This window comes from Streptomyces barkulensis (genome assembly GCF_002843305.1).
GTDB lineage: Bacteria > Actinomycetota > Actinomycetes > Streptomycetales > Streptomycetaceae > Streptomyces > Streptomyces barkulensis.
Genome location: NZ_PGSG01000097.1, coordinates 1 through 15,381 on the forward strand (window position 1 = coordinate 1; position 15,381 = coordinate 15,381).

12 protein-coding genes and 4 pseudogenes are annotated in these 15,381 nt (G+C 71.1%); 6 read left to right on the forward strand and 10 right to left on the reverse strand.

Annotated elements, in window-relative coordinates; all coding sequences use genetic code 11:
- The 3 genes and pseudogenes from CUT83_RS20210 to CUT83_RS20220 all read right to left on the reverse strand — a co-directional run.
- Positions 1 to 1,124: pseudogene (locus CUT83_RS20210) on the reverse strand (IS256 family transposase); the annotation flags it as partial.
- Between the two features lie 46 nt (positions 1,125 to 1,170).
- Positions 1,171 to 1,383: pseudogene (locus CUT83_RS20215) on the reverse strand (IS110 family transposase); the annotation flags it as partial.
- A gap of 142 nt (positions 1,384 to 1,525) precedes the next feature.
- Complete coding sequence (locus CUT83_RS20220) at positions 1,526 to 1,897, reverse strand: DUF6461 domain-containing protein (protein WP_143688596.1); 372 nt, start codon at positions 1,895 to 1,897, stop codon at positions 1,526 to 1,528.
- 314 nt (positions 1,898 to 2,211) lie between these two features.
- On the opposite strand from CUT83_RS20220, the gene CUT83_RS20225 reads away from it, so the two are divergent.
- Entirely contained in the window at positions 2,212 to 3,051 is an 840-nt protein-coding gene (locus CUT83_RS20225; RefSeq protein WP_101257276.1) for a helix-turn-helix transcriptional regulator, read from the forward strand.
- Positions 3,052 to 3,269: 218 nt separating this feature from the next.
- Positions 3,270 to 3,428, forward strand: a pseudogene (locus tag CUT83_RS31065) (Atu4866 domain-containing protein); the annotation flags it as partial.
- A gap of 113 nt (positions 3,429 to 3,541) precedes the next feature.
- Here the strand turns inward: CUT83_RS31065 and CUT83_RS20235 are convergent.
- Positions 3,542 to 4,384, reverse strand: a complete 843-nt coding sequence (locus CUT83_RS20235; RefSeq protein ID WP_240958534.1) for a helix-turn-helix domain-containing protein — start codon at positions 4,382 to 4,384, stop codon at positions 3,542 to 3,544.
- A gap of 103 nt (positions 4,385 to 4,487) precedes the next feature.
- Here CUT83_RS20235 and CUT83_RS20240 point away from each other — a divergent pair, with 103 nt between their 5' ends.
- Positions 4,488 to 5,198 (forward strand): SDR family NAD(P)-dependent oxidoreductase, encoded by a 711-nt coding sequence (locus CUT83_RS20240; RefSeq protein ID WP_101257278.1) that lies wholly within the window; start codon positions 4,488 to 4,490, stop codon positions 5,196 to 5,198.
- 395 nt (positions 5,199 to 5,593) lie between these two features.
- On the opposite strand, the gene CUT83_RS20245 is transcribed toward CUT83_RS20240, so the two are convergent.
- Entirely contained in the window at positions 5,594 to 6,349 is a 756-nt protein-coding gene (locus CUT83_RS20245; protein WP_093657897.1) for an Atu4866 domain-containing protein, read from the reverse strand.
- Positions 6,350 to 6,841: 492 nt separating this feature from the next.
- Here CUT83_RS20245 and CUT83_RS20250 point away from each other — a divergent pair, with 492 nt between their 5' ends.
- Together CUT83_RS20250 and CUT83_RS20255 are read left to right on the forward strand one after the other, a co-directional pair.
- Positions 6,842 to 7,132: an Atu4866 domain-containing protein gene (locus CUT83_RS20250; RefSeq protein WP_101257283.1), complete on the forward strand. Its 291-nt coding sequence runs from the start codon at positions 6,842 to 6,844 to the stop codon at positions 7,130 to 7,132.
- 96 nt (positions 7,133 to 7,228) lie between these two features.
- A complete protein-coding gene (locus CUT83_RS20255) occupies positions 7,229 to 7,969 on the forward strand; it encodes an SDR family oxidoreductase (RefSeq protein ID WP_101257279.1) in 741 nt (246 codons plus the stop codon).
- A 516-nt stretch (positions 7,970 to 8,485) separates the two neighbouring features.
- Here the strand turns inward: CUT83_RS20255 and rph are convergent.
- The gene (rph, locus tag CUT83_RS20260) at positions 8,486 to 11,083 is read right to left on the reverse strand and encodes a rifamycin-inactivating phosphotransferase (RefSeq protein WP_101257284.1); all 2,598 of its coding nucleotides are present in this window, start codon (positions 11,081 to 11,083) and stop codon (positions 8,486 to 8,488) included.
- 285 nt (positions 11,084 to 11,368) lie between these two features.
- Between rph and CUT83_RS20265 the strand changes: the two genes are divergently transcribed.
- Positions 11,369 to 12,028: a hypothetical protein gene (locus CUT83_RS20265; protein ID WP_143688597.1), complete on the forward strand. Its 660-nt coding sequence runs from the start codon at positions 11,369 to 11,371 to the stop codon at positions 12,026 to 12,028.
- Between the two features lie 108 nt (positions 12,029 to 12,136).
- Here CUT83_RS20265 and CUT83_RS20270 read toward each other — a convergent pair whose 3' ends face one another.
- The 4 genes and pseudogenes from CUT83_RS20270 to CUT83_RS20285 form a co-directional block, all read right to left on the reverse strand.
- Positions 12,137 to 12,307: a hypothetical protein gene (locus CUT83_RS20270; RefSeq protein WP_240958533.1), complete on the reverse strand. Its 171-nt coding sequence runs from the start codon at positions 12,305 to 12,307 to the stop codon at positions 12,137 to 12,139.
- A gap of 23 nt (positions 12,308 to 12,330) precedes the next feature.
- The gene (locus CUT83_RS20275) at positions 12,331 to 13,230 is read right to left on the reverse strand and encodes an IS5 family transposase (RefSeq protein WP_101257281.1); all 900 of its coding nucleotides are present in this window, start codon (positions 13,228 to 13,230) and stop codon (positions 12,331 to 12,333) included.
- A 14-nt stretch (positions 13,231 to 13,244) separates the two neighbouring features.
- Positions 13,245 to 13,748: pseudogene (locus tag CUT83_RS20280) on the reverse strand (methyltransferase type 11); the annotation flags it as partial.
- Positions 13,749 to 14,116: 368 nt separating this feature from the next.
- Positions 14,117 to 15,309 (reverse strand): IS3 family transposase gene (locus CUT83_RS20285; RefSeq protein WP_101253822.1). Its coding sequence is split into 2 segments (ribosomal slippage): positions 14,117 to 15,045 and positions 15,045 to 15,309, totalling 1,194 coding nucleotides; the frame shifts between segments, so codons are not numbered across the junction.
- Positions 15,310 to 15,381: the final 72 nt, after the last annotated feature.

Genomic DNA, 15,381 nt, shown 5'->3' on the forward strand with positions numbered 1-15,381 from the left:
GTGGTGCAGACGATGCGGCGGATCTCGGCATCGAACCGCAGGAACGGAGTGAACTCTCCCCCAGACTCCGTCCGGGGGCACCCCCACCCAGGCGTTCTCCCACAGCTTCACGATCGCCGGATACTTCCGGCCCCGGGCGTCGGCGAACTCGGCGAACCGGTCCAGGGCGGCCTCCTCGGTCGGTGCGGTGTAGACGGGCTTGAGAAGCTTGGCGATCTTGTCCCAGTCCTGGCGGGCGGCATAGCGGAAGGACTTCCGCAGCAGATGCACCACGCAGGTCTGCACGATCGTCTTCGGCCAGACCGCGTCCACTGCCTCGGGCAGGCCCTTGAGCCCGTCGCAGACCAGCATCAGCACGTCGCTGACGCCGCGGTTCTTGAGCTCGGTGAGGATGTGCAGCCAGTGCTTGGCGCCCTCGCCGCCGTCACCGGCCCACAGGCCCAGGATCTCCCGCCGGCCCTCGACCGTGACCGCCAGGGCCACATAGATCGGCCGGTTGGCCACCGCACCGTCGCGGATCTTCACGTGGATGGCGTCGATGAAGACCACCGGATAGACCGGGTCGAGGGGCCGGTTCTGTCACTCGGCCATGCCCTCGAGCACCTTGTCGGTGATGGTGGAGACGGTCTGGCGGGAGACGTCAGCGCCGTAGACCTCGGCCAGGTGGGCCTGCACCTCGCCGGTGGTCAGGCCCTTCGCGGCCAGCGAGATCACCATCTCGTCGACCCCGGTCAGGCGCTTCTGCCGCTTCTTGACGATCTTCGGCTCAAAGGAGCCGTTCCGGTCGCGGGGCACGACGATCTCCACCGGCCCCACGTCGGTCAGCACGGTCTTGGCGCGGGTGCCGTTGCGCGAGTTGCCGCCGTTCTTGCCCGCCGGGTCGTGCTTGTCGTAGCCGAGGTGGTCGGTGATCTCACCCTCCAGGGCGGACTCCAGCAGCCGCCTGGTCAGCTGCTGCCGGGGGTTGCCCCCTGCGGGGACAGCCCGCCCTCGCCGGTCAACTGCAGGCCCTCGGCCTGGGCCCGGCTCACCAGCTCGTCGATCAGCCGGTCGTCCACGGCCTTCGCCGACACAGCCGCTGCCGACTCGACAGCGTCCTGCTCAGCCACGTTCTCACTGGTCATCGATGCATCCTCCATGATCGGGAGTTACACCGAACGATTTACAGTCCCGGGCTTCCAGGGCCCGGCGCTGTTCGTGGACGGCCGCCAGGGAACGGGCCAGGGACGGGACCACGATGCCGAGGGTGCCTGTCCCCGGGACGACGACGGTTTGTTCATCGAGCGCGCCGAAGATGTCCTGGACCAGCCGGTCGGCCATACGCGGGGTCTTGGGCCGGATCACTTCGAGGAGTCTGCGGCGGTCGGCTTTCCGGTGCGTGGCCTGCAGTGTGCCGGGGTCTGCCGCGGCCAGGGCGTGGTCGTCTGGATGCACCTGCGCAAAGAACCCCGGGGACGGCGCATCGCCGTCCACTTTCCAACGGCGGGTTGGAGCAGGCTGCCTGGACCCGCTGGGGGTGCTGGTGTCAGGGGCGGGGCAGGTCGACCAGAGTGCCGGTCAACGGGGCCGTCTCCAGCAGTCCGCGGGTGACCTGCACCCCGGTGAGGCGCTCGGCGAGTGCGAATGCCGCCTGTGTGGGCAGGCCGATGTCCCGCTCGGCGCCGGCGCGCAGGTCGAAGCCGGCCGCCCGCATCTGCTCCACCGCCACCTCCGGGGTGCTGCCGCCGCGCCGGTAGGGAGACAGCGGATCGAACGGCAACCGCTCGACGCCGTCCTGGTACCAGCGGAAGCGGTCGGCGGCTTCGATGGTGCGGGAGTGCGAGACCACCGTGGTGCCCCGCGACAGCGGCTCGGCCACCGACCGGGTCACGCCGAGGAAACCAACGGGCTCGACCATCAGCCGTCGGCGGTCGCGCCGCGGCCCGGTTCGCCCCTTCGACGGCTGTCCGAGGAAGGTCAGCCGCACCTGACGGCCGGGGTTGTCGTTGTTCGTGTCCGCGAGACTCCGCTGAGGTTGTCCCGTAGACGTTCTGGGACACACTGACCGACCTGCCGGCTTGCGCCTCATCCGGCGAGGGCGAGGTTGTGCAGGCGGGCGATGCCGGGCATGGCCTCCACCCTCGACGGACTGGGGCACCGCAGGGGACCGCGACCTGTCCTGGGGGTACTGGGACCAGGCTCCCAGCCGCTCGGGAGCCTAGCCTGAGCAACATGGACACCTCGAAACTGGGCGACTACCTGCGGGGCCGGCGTGCGCAGGTGACGCCGTCCGACGTCGGGCTGCCCGAGGACGGGCGGCGACGGGTTCCCGGCCTGCGGCGCGAAGAGGTCGCGATGCTGGCCCGCATCAGCGTCGACTACTACGTGCGCCTGGAGCAGGGACGTGAGCGGCGCCCGTCGCCGCAGGTCCTGGACGCCCTGAGCGACGCGCTGCTGCTGGACGACGACGGCCGGCTGCACCTGTACCGGATCGCGGGCCTGACCCCGCTCCCGCACAACGAAGGCGGCATCGAGCGGGCGGATGCCCAGTTGCTGGCCCTGGTCGAGCTGTGGGACCGCACGCCGGCCCTGCTGCTGGGGCGGGCCTACGACGTCCTGGCCGCGAACACGCTGGGGCGGGCCGCCTTCCCTCACCTGCAACCCGGCGCGAACGTGCTGCTCACGATGTTCCTCGACCCGTCGGTCCGCGCGTTCCACGCGGACTGGGAGAGGGCCGCGGCCAACGCGGTCGCGGGATTTCGCTTCCTGGAGGGTGCCCGGCCGAACGACCCGCGGATCCAGGAGGTACTGCAGACCGTCTCAGAGCGCAGCCGCGAGTTCGCCGACCTCTGGCGGAGGCGGGACGCGCGGGGCAAGAGTGACGCCGCGAAGGTGCTGCTGCACCCCGACGTCGGTGAACTCACCCTGCGCATGCAGACCTTCGACGTGCGCTCCGCCCCGGGGCAGCAGCTGATCGTCTACCACGCCCAGGAGGGCACCGGGACCACGGACGCGCTCCGCCTGCTCGGCTCGCTGGCGGTGACCACCCACCCAGGGCACCAGGACGACTGACCGAGGCGGGCCGTGTGAGGGCCCGCTCCGCGACCATGGCCTGCGTCACACGCGTCATCCTCCTCATCGTGGGAGGTCTCACCGCGTGCACCGCGGCACCGGACAGCGGGAGCCTCCCCGGTTCCGGCGAGGCCGCACAGCGCAGTCCGCAGCAGCTCCCACCGGCCGCGGCACCACCGCCCACACCAACGCTCCCGGCCGAGGTCGCCAACGCCTCGCCGCACCCGTACGTCGGGATGTGGGTGACGGCCGACGGGCACGTCCGTCAGGAACTGCTCGCGAACGGCCGCTACGACGAGGCGCGCGGCGACCGGGAGAGCGCCTACACGGGTCCCCACCAGGTCTCCGGTACCCGGATCGAGTACGTCGACGAAACGGCCCGGAGTGAGGCCGCCTGGTCGTCTCGGACAAGCAACTGCCGCCCGGTGGTCCGGCGAGTCCGCCGCTCAGGCGCAATCAGCAGTACACCACCCTGGGACCGCAGGTCGCGTCAGCCGAGAACCTGAGTCCCGATGGTGTTCAGCAGGGCGAACCGGTCGGCTGCGGCGGTGCCTGCCGGTGCGGAGCAGACGGCGATGCGCAGGTCGTTGCCGGGGACGGTGAGGGTGTCGCAGTCGACGGCGACCGGCCCGAGGCCGGGATGGTGGACGGTCTTTCTGTCGGTGGTGTGGAAGCCGACCGTGTGGGAGTTCCAGAGGTCGTCGAAGCGGTCGCTGACACCGCGCAGGTCGTTGATCAGCGCGGTGAGCCGGGTGTCCCGGGGGTATCGGGCGGCGGAGGAGCGCAGGTCGGAGACGAGGGCGGTCTCGAAGCGGTCCTGCTGGTCGGGGTCGTGGGTGACGCGGGTGGGCCGGCCGGTGAAGTGCCGCCAGGCGATGTTGCGGTCCCTGCCGCGCCAGGGGGACGGATCCCCCATCAGGGCGGCCCACAGGGGGTTCCACGAAATGAGGTTCCACGCGGCGTCGTGGACGCTGAGTGGGCTGCCGTTGAGCTGGTCGAGCAGGCGCTGGACGCTCGGCGGAACGTGCGGGGAGACCTGGCCACTGGTGGGCGGAGCCTGACCGGCCAGCAGGTAGAGGTGGTCGCGTTCGGTCTCGGTCAGGCGCAGGGCGCGGGCGAGGGAGGCCAGGACCTGCGGGGAGGGCGAGGTGGCCCGGCCCCGCTCCAAGCGGACGACGTAGTCCACGGAGAGGCCGGCGAGCTGCGCGAGCTCTTCGCGGCGCAGTCCGGGCGCCCGGCGCACCCCGCCGCGGGGCAGGCCCAGGTCGTCAGGGCTCGTGCGGTCGCGCCAGTGGCGCAGGGCCTGGCCGAGGGCCGCGGGATCGTCGTTCACCCATCCATTGTCCGCCGCTTGCCGAGGAACAGCCTGGTACTGGCCGACCCCCCGCTGAGGAGGGCTCTCCCTGTCCCTCGTCGCGGCGCGCAGGGTGAATGGCATGGCAACAGTCACCGTGATCACAGGGGCCAACAAGGGCCTCGGATTCGAAACGGCCCGACGCCTCGTCGCAGCCGGTCACACCGTCTACGCCGGTGCCCGCGACGCCCACCGCGGCGAGTCGGCGGCCAAGGCCCTGGGAGCCCGTCCGCTGCTGATCGACGTCACCGACGAGGCGTCCGTCGCCGCGGCCGCCGACCGGGTGCGCGCCGAGGCGGGCCGGGTGGACGTCCTGGTCAACAACGCCGGCATCGCCGGCCCGGCCGCCCCGGCCGGCGAGCTGACCGCCACTGACCTGCTGCAGGTCTTCGACACCAACGTCTTCGGCGCAGTGCGCACCACCCGCGCCTTCCTGCCCCTGCTCCAGCAGGCGGCCCGGCCCGCGATCGTCAACGTCTCCAGCGCGCTGGGCTCCCTGGCGATCAACGCCGACCCGGCCGCCCACACCGAACTGCTCCCCGCATGGGCGCCGCTGCTGGCCTACAACTCCTCCAAGGCCGCGCTGAACATGCTCACCGCCGTCTACGCGCAGTCCTTCCCGCAGATCAGCGTGGTCTCGGTCGACCCCGGATTCACCGCGACCGACCTCAACGGCCACCAGGGCACCCAGAGCGTCGCGGAAGGCGCCTCGGCGATCGTCGCCGCCGCCACCGCCGGGCCCGGTACGCCGAGCCCCGCCTTCGTCGGCGCCACCGGCCCCGTGCCCTGGTAGCCCCTTGGCTGTCCCCCGGCGACCGCGCGCCGCGGCCGTATCGCACCACCACGAGAGAATGATCGTGGACAGCGTGCGGCCGAAGCCGCCGCCCAGGCCGCCTGCCCCGCGGATCCGGACAGCCGCCCGCCCCTCCGGCAGGCAGGACGCTGTCGGTTGACTGCGCCCCGCTGGATCTCGTCCAGCGGGGCGCAGTGCCGCGAAGAGGTGAGACGCGGGTGCGGGCGAGGCCGATCGCGGCGCGGGTGACGTGGTGTCGCGGCCCGGTCTCGGCGAGTCCGCGTCGGTGGGCGTCCAGCAGGCACGAGGGGGCCGGCGGTGGTGCCGAGGCTTCCCCCGGGTCGGCCGACAACGGCCTTCCCGGAGGAAAAGTGATCACGGCGCCGCGCGAGGGATCAGCCCAGGTGCATGATGTAGCCGACGTGGTGCAGTTCGTCACCGCGGAAGTACCCCACGGCCCAGAAACCGAGGTCGTCGAGGTAGTCGATCCGGTCGCCGTCGATCCAGTACCGGCCCTGGTAGGCGTGCGGGCGGCCGCCCCGCGTCTCGTCGTAGCGGCCGTCGGCGGTGAGTTCCTGGTGCAGGAAGTCGTCCTGGTCGATCCAGACGCCGACCCGCGGGTTGCCGGTCAGGTCCGGTGAGGCAGGGATGCCCGTTTCGGGGGCGGTGGCCCGGCCGGGGGCGTCGGCGCCGGCCCACAGCACGGGCCGGCCGGCCGCGATCAGCGCGCGGACCTGCTCGGGCCGGGAGATGAGCGTGGCCAGGGCGCTCGGTACGTCGGCGGCGAGTTCGTCGGGCAGCACCAGCAGGTCGCTGGTGTTGCCCGGGGTCAGCGTCGCGACGTACTCCGAGCGTTCGCCGCGGCCGCCGGCCAGCGCGACGGTGTCCACGACGGCGGGGACGACGGTCGTGCCCGTGGCGTCGACGACGATGGCGTTGTCGTCCTCCGCCGCGGTGAACAGGGACGGGCCGACCGCGACGATCAGGGAGCCGACGAACAGGATGTCGGCACCGGTCATGGTCCCGATCAGCGGGTCCATCGTCAGGATGCGGGCGTTGGTGAACAGGACGGGACGTCCCGCGTCGTTCGAGAGGATCTCGTCGAGGGCCTTGGAGTTCCAGCCCGCGATGTCCGTGTCGGTAGCGCTCATTGCTCGTTCCTCGGTGGGTTCGGGGTGATCGGTGTGTGCGATGCGCGAAGTGCGCTGCCGGGAGCCGGGCGGGCGGTGGATGACGCCGGGCGGCTTCCGCTCCATCAGCTTCGAAGGGTTCGGTCATCGGAACCAGGCCGCCCTGCCCCCAGGTCCGCCGCACCCACAATGGGTGCCGCCCGCTGCGGTGGTGCGTAAGGAGCGCTTGCGAAGGGCCTGTTCAGCGAACCGGGCGGTGATCACGGCAGCCGTGCCGCGGGGAGCGGCCGGGCCCGCGCGGGCCGGCACCGCTGCCGGGTGCCGACGACGAGAGCTCCGCATCCGATCCGCGGAGCGGCGTGCCGCGAGGGCCCCGGCCGAGGCGGACGCCCCCACCGCGCCGCTGCCGTACGGCCCTGCCGCTCGTGACGGTGGGTGCGCGGCACCCAGGAAGCCCTCACCCAGGAGGACGGCGGCCTGGTCGCTTCCCGCCGCGGGGCCGAGGGTGGAGCCATGACCAGCAACGACACGACACGCGATGAACACGAGTACGTCGGGATGTGGGTGACCGCGGACGGCTTCATCCGCCAGGAACTGCTGCCGGACGGCCGCTACGACGAGGCCCGGGGCGACCGCCGGAGCGCCTACACCGGCCGCTACACCGTCACCGGCAGCCACCTCGACTACGTCGACGACACCGGCTTCACCGCCACCGGCGACGTCCGCGACGGCGTTCTCTTCCACGAGCACCTCGTGCTCTACCGCGAGGGCGACCCGCGCGCCCGGCGGGGATCCCGGCCATGACCGGGATCCGGTTGCGGGCGGCCTGAGCCGCCACCCCCGACTCGTGAGCGCCCGCCCACCGCGTCGGCCGCTCCACTCCGAAGAAGTTCTTCGCCCATGACCCCCTCCACCAGCCAGAAGGTCGTCCTCATCACCGGCGCCAGCAGCGGCATCGGCTCGGCGACCGCCAAACTGCTCGCCGAGCGAGGCCACCACGTCGTACTCGGCGCCCGCCGTACCGAACGGCTCGAAGAACTCACCGAGAACATCCGGGCGGCCGGCGGCAGCGCCGAACACCACCGTCTGGACGTAACCGACGCCGAACAGGTACGGGTCTTCGTCGACGCCGCCCACAGCGGGCACGGTCGCGTCGACGTCCTGGTCAACAACGCCGGTGTGATGCCGTTGTCCAAGCTGGAGGCGCTCCGGCTCGACGAGTGGAACAGCATGATCGATGTGAACGTCCGCGGCGTCCTGCACGGCATCGCGGCCGCACTGCCGGTCATGCAGGCCCAGCGCCACGGCCAGTTCGTCAACGTCGCCTCCATCGGAGCCCACCAGGTCTCCCCGACCGCGGCCGTCTACTGCGCCACCAAGTACGCCGTATGGGCCGTCTCGGAGGGCCTGCGGCAGGAGGTCGGCGGCGACATCCGGGTCACCACCGTCTGCCCGGGCGTCACCGAGTCCGAACTGGCGGAGTCCATCTCGGACCCGGTGGGCCGCGAGGAGATGCGCACCTACCGCAGCGTCGCCATCCCGGCCTCGTCCGTCGGCACGGCCATCGCGTTCGCCATCGACCAGCCCGCCGAGGTCGACGTCAGCGAGATCATCGTCCGCCCCACCGCCGGCCACGCCTGAGCCGGTCACCCGCCCCGCCCCCACCGCTCACGGCGGGAGCGGGGCGTCGTCGTCCGCACCAGGGGGCGCGGCCGCCGGGTCCAACCCGCTGCCGCCTTGGCCCACGACGCGCAATCAGGAGAGAACGGCCCTCCTCGGGGGTGCTGGGCCACACCACCGAACGGTCTCACCTCGCGCGACTCACGAGACGGGCGGCCTCCCCTGGGTGGGGGTCGTCCAGCTCCTTCCTGCCCGACTCTCGCGGATCTGAGCGGCGGACCACCCCGGCTGAACCGCTCCGGGTTCGTTGGAGGCTCGGGGCTGCGCCTGCGGCCTGGGTTTCTTGGGTGCTCCGGAGGTGGAGGGCTTCGTGTTCGGCGGGCGGGACGTGTCCTACCCCACCGTGGAGGCGGCTGTACGTCTCGCGGTCAGCGGGCCGGGTAGGCGGTGACGCGTTCCTGGTGGCGGGGGCGCGGGCCTGGCCGGGATCATCGAGGGGCCGGCCGGGGAGAAGGCGGCCTCCTGGGACGCCGCCGGTCAGGAGAGCAACTCGATGTAGCCGTCGGTGCCGTGGACGCGGATTCGCCGGCCGTCCTGGATCAGGCGGGTGGCCCGTTCCACGCCCACGACCGCCGGCAGGCCGTACTCCCGGGCGATGACCGCGCCATGGGTCATCAGGCCGCCCACCTCCGTCACCAGGCCCGCGATCCCGACGAACAGCGGCGACCAGCTCGGGTCCGTGTAGGCCGTGACCAGGATGTCGTCCTCTTCGAGATCGGCCTGCGCCATGTCCAGGACTACGCGGGCCCGCCCTTCGACGGTCCCGGCGGAGACCGGCAGGCCCAGCAGGGCGCCGGCCGGTGCGTCGTCGCGTCGGTACGCCCCGTTGACGGCTTCACCGTCCGAGGTGAGCACCCGGGGCGGGGTCAGCGCCTGGTACGCACGGAACGCGTCCTTGCGCTGCCGGATCAGCCCGGCGTCCACCCGATGCGAGCACGCGGCCTCGTGCAGTTCCTCGAAGGTGAGGTAGAAGGCGTCCTCCTTCTCGACGAGCACGTCGGCCCGCACGAGCCGTTCGGCTTCGGCAAGCAGGGCCCGCTTGTAGACGAAGTATCGGCTGACGATGCCGTACTTCGGGTACTCCCGGTACCCGATGAAGGTGCGCATCCGGTCGATCATCCGCTTGGTCTCGCCGGCCTTCCGCTCCCCGTCCGGCAGGGCCCGCAGGCGGGACAGTACGTCCTGCTCCTTTCGCAGCGCCTTCTGCCGGCCTTCCTCGAAACGACGTGCGGCGGCGCCCGGCTCGAAGTTGCGGACGTTGTCGAGGATCGCGGGCACGAGGGCGGCGGGCCGTTCCCGCCAGCGCGGCCTGGTGATGTCGATCTCGCCGACGCAGCGCATCCCGTAGCGGTCGAGGTAGGTCTCGACGGCGTCGCGCGCTTCGGATCCGCCCGGGAGTTTCGCCAGGTCATCGAGGAAGTCGTCGTCCTCGACGCCCTGCAGGAACGCCACCACCTCCGGATGCGGGCGGACGGCGTCCGCGACGTCCATCAGCGCCAGTCCCATCTCCGAGGTGACGTTGCCGGGGGCGGACAGCGTGAGCGTGTCGGCCGCGTTCTTCTCCCCCAGCCAGTCCCGCAAGCGGTCGTTGAGCCACCAGGTGGCCTCCATGCCCGCCATGATCACCTGCATGCTCAGCGGATCACCGAGGACGCGTTTGTGGTCCTCGAAGGCCTCCAGCAGGAAGTCGAACAGCTCCGGTCCGGTCTTCGTGCGGATGTCGCGCTCCAGCGCGGCGACGGACGCCTGGCTACGCCCGACCAGTTCGGTGACGAGGGCCGGATCGGTGTCGATCGGGGCGGGGGCGCCGCCGGCCGGTGGCCCGCCGGGTTTCGTGTCGGGGAGCGACGGGACGAAGTCGCCGCGGCCGAGGAGCGTCTGCAGCGCGTCCGTGATCAGCGGGTCTTCCCGCCCCATCATGTCCAGGAGGGCGGCGCGGCTCGCGGGTGCGGCCAGGTGCGGGGTGACGTCCACGAACAGCCGCCCGCCGGCCTCCTGCATGGGGGCCATGGCCGTCATCCGCCACAGTGAGAGGCCGAGGGGCTTCATGGCGTCGGTCATCATCTGCTGGTGCCCGACGGAGACGTAGACGTGGTTCTCCCGGTCGTCGGCCTCGGGGACGGGGAACAGCGTGGTGATGGGCCGGCTCTGCACGATGTGGAAGTCGTCGCCGTCCAGGCACCATTCGATGTCCTGGGGGCGGCCGAAGTGCGCTTCGATCCGCCGCCCGAGCTGTACGAGCCGCAAGACCTGGGCATCCGTCAGCGCCGGCTGCTCCTGCCGCCGGGCGTCGACGGCGACATCCCGCGTGCCGCCTGCCGGCAGGGCGTGGACGGCGCGCTGTTTGGCGACGATCGTCTTGTCGACGATCTCGCCGTCCCGCACCTTGAAGACGTCCGGGTTCACCAGTCCGGAGACCAGGGCCTCGCCGAGGCCGAACCCGGCGTCCACGGTGGCGGTCTTCCGATGCCCCGTGACGGGGTCGGCCGTGAACAGGATGCCGGACGCATCCGGGAAGACCATCCGCTGCACGACCACGGCCATGCGGACGGTGCGGTGGTCGATGCCTTTTCTGAGCCGGTAGGTGACGGCCCGTTCGGTGAACAGCGAGGCCCAGCACCGGCTCACGTGCTCCAGGACCGCCGCCGGCCCCACGACGTTCAGGTAGGTGTCCTGCTGGCCGGCGAAGGAGGCCGTCGGCAGGTCCTCCGCCGTCGCGCTGGAGCGGACGGCGTAGGCGGCCCACTCGCCGAATCGGGCGAGGGCGCGGGTGATGGCCTCCGCGACGTCGCCCGGAACGGCTGCTCCCTCGACGGCACGGCGGAGCCGCGCACCGAGCGTGCGGATCGTCTCCCTGTCGTCCGGGGCGGCCCGCGCCAGCTCGTCGAGCTGCTCGTCGATCGACGGCACGTGCGCCACGACCCGCCGGAAGGCGTCCGTCGTCACGCAGAAGCCAGCCGGCACCCGGATCCCCTCGATCCGTGACAACTCACCCAGGTGCGCCGCCTTGCCGCCGACGGCCGCGACCTGGATCCCGGCGACCTCTGCGAGGTCCACCACGTACTGCTCGTTCATCGCGCCGCCTTCCGGGACCACCGCACCGCCGCTTCCCCGCACGTCGACCACCGCACGCACACGTCGCGCCCCTCATTTCCGCAGGTTGTCGGGCATCGGCCGCCGATTCTCCGCTCTGATGGGGGTCTTGTGGCAAGCCCCCCGGTGCGCTATAAGTTGGGTGTGGCGAGGAGAGCGATCTCCTCGCCTTCCGGATTTCCCGGGGAGGTTGCGTCTCAGACGGTGCCGCCCGGGCCCGTTGCCGCCACCGAGGCGCTGCCGGTACCGGCCGATAGCCTGACCGGCATGAGTGGCGGCATCGCGTGGATGGGCGCACACCACCACACCCCTTCGTCGGCCGTGCCCGGCATGCTCGGCGGCATCTCGCTGACCTGCGCCCGAGGCGTGGAGACGGACGAGTTCCTCATCAACCTGGGCGCCGACCTCGACGAGCTGGCCGCGCGCACCCCATACAGGGAGTTACGCGTACCGGCCGGGCAGCCGGACCGGCCCTCCTCCCACCTCAATCGCGCCATGTACGGCATAGGCGGTGAGTGGACGTACGTGCTGGAGGACTGGGGCATGGCGACCTGGGCGACCGGCTACCAGGGCAAGGTGGAGTCGATGCTTCCCCGCGAGGGCGAGGAGATCCTCTGCCTGACCGCCAACCGTTTCAGCCCCCCGGCCCAGATCATCCACGCACCCGGTGCCCGCGCGTACCGGGCTGACTTCGGCACCGGCACCGGGCAGGGCTCGGCCCTCGACGCCGCCCTCGGCGCCGCGGGCGCGGTGTTCCCGTCGATGCCCGAGGCCAGTGAGGCCGAAGTCGTCGCGTACTTCGAGGAGCATGGCGAGCGCCTGCCCGAGCTGGTGTTCACCGCCGTGGGCGCCTACACGGGCGTGGCCATCGACCGGGACGCCGTGGAGGCCGGTGAGCTTCCCGGCGTCCTCGTCGCCCCGGCATGACCGTCCGCCGCGCACATGAGACCGGCCCCACCCTGATCAGTTCCATTCAAACGTGTTGCAGAAGGCCGTGAGCAGGCAGGCTGAGCTATGGTTAGGGCCTCGCGTTGATCATGCGTCGAGGGCGAGGTTGTGCAGGCGGGCGACGGCCTGGCCGGTGTCGCCGATGTACTCGCGGTGTCCAAGGCAGCGGGCCGGGGCCCGCCAGTTCTTCATATGGGCGATGCCGTGCTCGACCCGGACGCGCCGCGAGGAGTGCGCAGCGCGCTGCCGCCGGTACATCTCCTCGTACTAGGCCGTGTCTCTCAACTCCGTAGCCAGGCGATGATCGCCGCCAGCACGGCTGCAGAGCGGTAGATGATCGCGAGTTTGTCGTAACGGGTGGCCAGACCCCGCCACTGCTTGAGCAGGCTGAACGATCGTTCCACGGTGTTCCTGCGCTTGTAGGTTTCGGTGTCCAGAGTCCGGGGCCGTCCACCGCTGCGGCCCTTCCTCTTGCGGTTGGCCTGTTGATCGGCGCGCTCGGGGATCACCGTGCGAATGCCACGGACCGCGAGGTCTGCGCGGACCTGTTTGGAGGAGTACGCCTTGTCGGCGAGCAGCGCGTCCGGTGTGGTGCGCGGCCTGCCGCGGCCGAGTCGCGGGACTCGGATGTCGCCCAGCAAGAGGGGGAGGACCTGCACGTCGTGGACCTGGCCAGGGGTGACTACGACGGCCAGCGGGCGGCCGTTGCCGTCCACGGCGTGATGAATCTTGGTCGTCAGACCGCCACGGGATCGGCCTATAGCGTGGCCGGCGGGCTCACCCCTAGTGGCAGGAGTTTCGTCCTTGCTGTGGCGGGTGGCGGCGCTGGTGTCCTTCTCCGGCCGGGCGGTGTTCGTGGCGTGCTGGTGGGCCCGGTTGATCGTCGAGTCGACCGATACCGTCCAGTCGATCCCGTCGGTCGAGTCCGCCTGGGCGGTCAGCTGGGCCAGAGCCGTGTCCCAGGTGCCGTCAGCCGCCCATCTGCGATGACGCTTCCACACCGTCTGCCAGGGACCGAATGTTTCGCGGGGCAGATCTCTCCAGGGGATGCCGGTGCGGTACCGGTAGATGATCCCTTCGATGATGCGACGGTGGTCGGCGAACGGACGCCCTGCCTTCCCGGCGTTGTCGGGAAGGCAGGGCGCCAGGCGCGCCCATTGCTCGTCGGTCAGCAGGCGCATGCGTCCGCTCGTGGTCACCGAGGCCGGTAGGCGGTGGCCAGCACGGAGACAGTGACCTGATCGGGCAGTAGGCCGTCACCGTCCAGCTCGGCGCGGCTCACGTGGCGTGCGCTCGGCGTCATCGCCACCAGATCCACGGCATCCAGCCTGGTCAGAGGCACGGAGTACTGCACCTGTTCGGTGACGACGGCCTCGAAGAAGGGGGCCAGCGCCCGGTGCAGACGCTGCTCCTTGGCCGGGTCGACTATGACCATCGCAGGCACCCGGCCGCGCAGCTCGGCCAGATGCCGCACGGTGGGGCGGACCACGATCAGCCGGCCAGTCGGGCGCAGAACGCGGTGGAACTCGGCCGGGTTGCGTGGGGCGAACACGTCCAGCACGACATCGGCCGCCCCGTCAGCCAGCGGGAAGGGACGGAAGACGTCCCAGGCCACCGCGGCGGCCCGGTCGTGGGCACGGGCCGCCGAGCGCAGCGCGCGCACCGATGTGTCCAGCCCCAGACCACGGGCGCCGGGCAGCGCAGCAGGTCGAGGAACAGTTCAAGAGCAGGGGGAAGCGACACGGGCACGAGGCACTCCAGGCAAGGGGCGAAGGGAAGGGGGCCGTGCCTGCACGCGCGCTCAGAGCGTCACTGCCTCAGGAAGGACGGGCAGCACCGGGAAAGTAGTTACGCAGCAGGCACACCAAGGAGGGCGACGCCGGACGGCATCGCCCTCAGCGCCTTCCGATCACAGGAAGCAGCAGTGCGGAGTGCTCATGAATGCCACATCATGAGTCTACGAGCACGGCGAGGCCCTTCATGCCTCCATGCCCGAGAGTTGGGAGACACGGCCTAGTCCGAGGTGTTTGAGCTGCCCCGAGTTTCGTAGAGTCCGCGATCGTGTGATCAAGCGGTCTGCGGGACTTCCTCCAGGTACGCCCAGTACGTCTGCTCGTACTCGTCGGGCGGCACGTAGCCCAGGGCGGAGTGGAGTCGTTCACCGTTGTACCACGCGACCCACTGGAAGACGGCCCGCTCGACCTGGTCGAAGTCCCGCCATGGCCCCTGATGTTCGATCAGTTCGGCTTTGAACGTGCCGTTGAGGGCCTCGGCCATCGCGTTGTCATAACTGTCCGCGACGGACCCGACCGACGCCGAGGCACCGACCTCGGCGAGACGTTCCGTGTACCGAATGGATACGTACTGCGACCCGCGGTCGCTGTGATGGATGAGATCGGCGTCCTTCTTGATCCTCTGCCGCCACAGCGCCATCTCCAGTGCGTCCAGCGGCAGGTCCGTGCGCAGGTGCGTGGCGGCCTGCCAGCCCACGATCCGGCGTGAGTACGCGTCCAGGACGAACGCGACGTAGACCCACCCCGACCAGGTGCGGATGTAGGTCAGGTCCGCCAGCCACAGCTGGTTGGGCCGCTCGGCGGTGAAACGGCGGTTGACCAGGTCCGGCGGGCGCGGCGCGGCCGGCTCGGGGACCGTGGTGCGGCGGCGCTGCCCGCGGATGACGCCCTCGATGCCGAGCTCGCCCATCAGCCGCTCGACCGTGCAGCGGGCCACCGTGTGTCCGGCGCGGACCAGGGCGCGGGTGACGCGGCGTGCGCCGTAGGTGCGCCCGGAGTCCTCCCACGCGGCTGTGACCAGCGGGATCAGTTCTTCGTCGCGCAGGCGTCGGGCCGACTTCGGCCGCGTCTTGCGCGCGAAGTACGTCGACGGCGACACATCCAGCACCCGGCAGACGGGATCGACCCCGAGGCCCTTGTCGCGCAGGTGGTCGATCACCTGCTCGGCCTCGTCCGGGGACGGTCGATCTCCTGGGCAAAAAACACCGAGGCGGCCTTCAGGATCTCGTTGGCCCGCCTCAACTCGGCGTTCTCCTTGCGGAGTTCCTTCAACTCGTCGCGCTCGGCGGTCGTCAGCCGGTCGTCACGCTCGCCGGCGTCCGCCTCGGCCTGGCGGACCCAGGACCGCAGGGCTTCCTTGTGGATGCCGAGGTCGCGGGCGACGTGGGCCACAGGGCGGCCGGTCGCGCGGACCTCGCGCACCGCCCGCTCACGCAGCTCATCGGGGTACTTACGGGGTGCTGGCATTGCTCGTGGTTCTCCTTACGCCTGGAAGCGTAACCCAGGCTTGAGGGACTCCACGAAGATCAGTACAGCTCA

Bases quoted from the DNA above. Each gene is read 5' to 3' on its own strand.
- rph (WP_101257284.1), bottom strand. From the start codon at position 11,083: ATGAACGAGCAGTACGTGGTGGACCTCGCAGAGGTCGCCGGGATCCAG.
- CUT83_RS20275 (WP_101257281.1), bottom strand. From the start codon at position 13,230: ATGCGCCTGCTGACCGACGAGCAATGGGCGCGCCTGGCGCCCTGCCTT.
- CUT83_RS20265 (WP_143688597.1), top strand. From the start codon at position 11,369: ATGAGTGGCGGCATCGCGTGGATGGGCGCACACCACCACACCCCTTCG.
- CUT83_RS20240 (WP_101257278.1), top strand. From the start codon at position 4,488: ATGGCAACAGTCACCGTGATCACAGGGGCCAACAAGGGCCTCGGATTC.
- CUT83_RS20220 (WP_143688596.1), bottom strand. From the start codon at position 1,897: ATGGTCGAGCCCGTTGGTTTCCTCGGCGTGACCCGGTCGGTGGCCGAG.
- CUT83_RS20245 (WP_093657897.1), bottom strand. From the start codon at position 6,349: ATGAGCGCTACCGACACGGACATCGCGGGCTGGAACTCCAAGGCCCTC.
- CUT83_RS20225 (WP_101257276.1), top strand. From the start codon at position 2,212: ATGGACACCTCGAAACTGGGCGACTACCTGCGGGGCCGGCGTGCGCAG.
- CUT83_RS20270 (WP_240958533.1), bottom strand. From the start codon at position 12,307: ATGTACCGGCGGCAGCGCGCTGCGCACTCCTCGCGGCGCGTCCGGGTC.
- CUT83_RS20250 (WP_101257283.1), top strand. From the start codon at position 6,842: ATGACCAGCAACGACACGACACGCGATGAACACGAGTACGTCGGGATG.
- CUT83_RS20255 (WP_101257279.1), top strand. From the start codon at position 7,229: ATGACCCCCTCCACCAGCCAGAAGGTCGTCCTCATCACCGGCGCCAGC.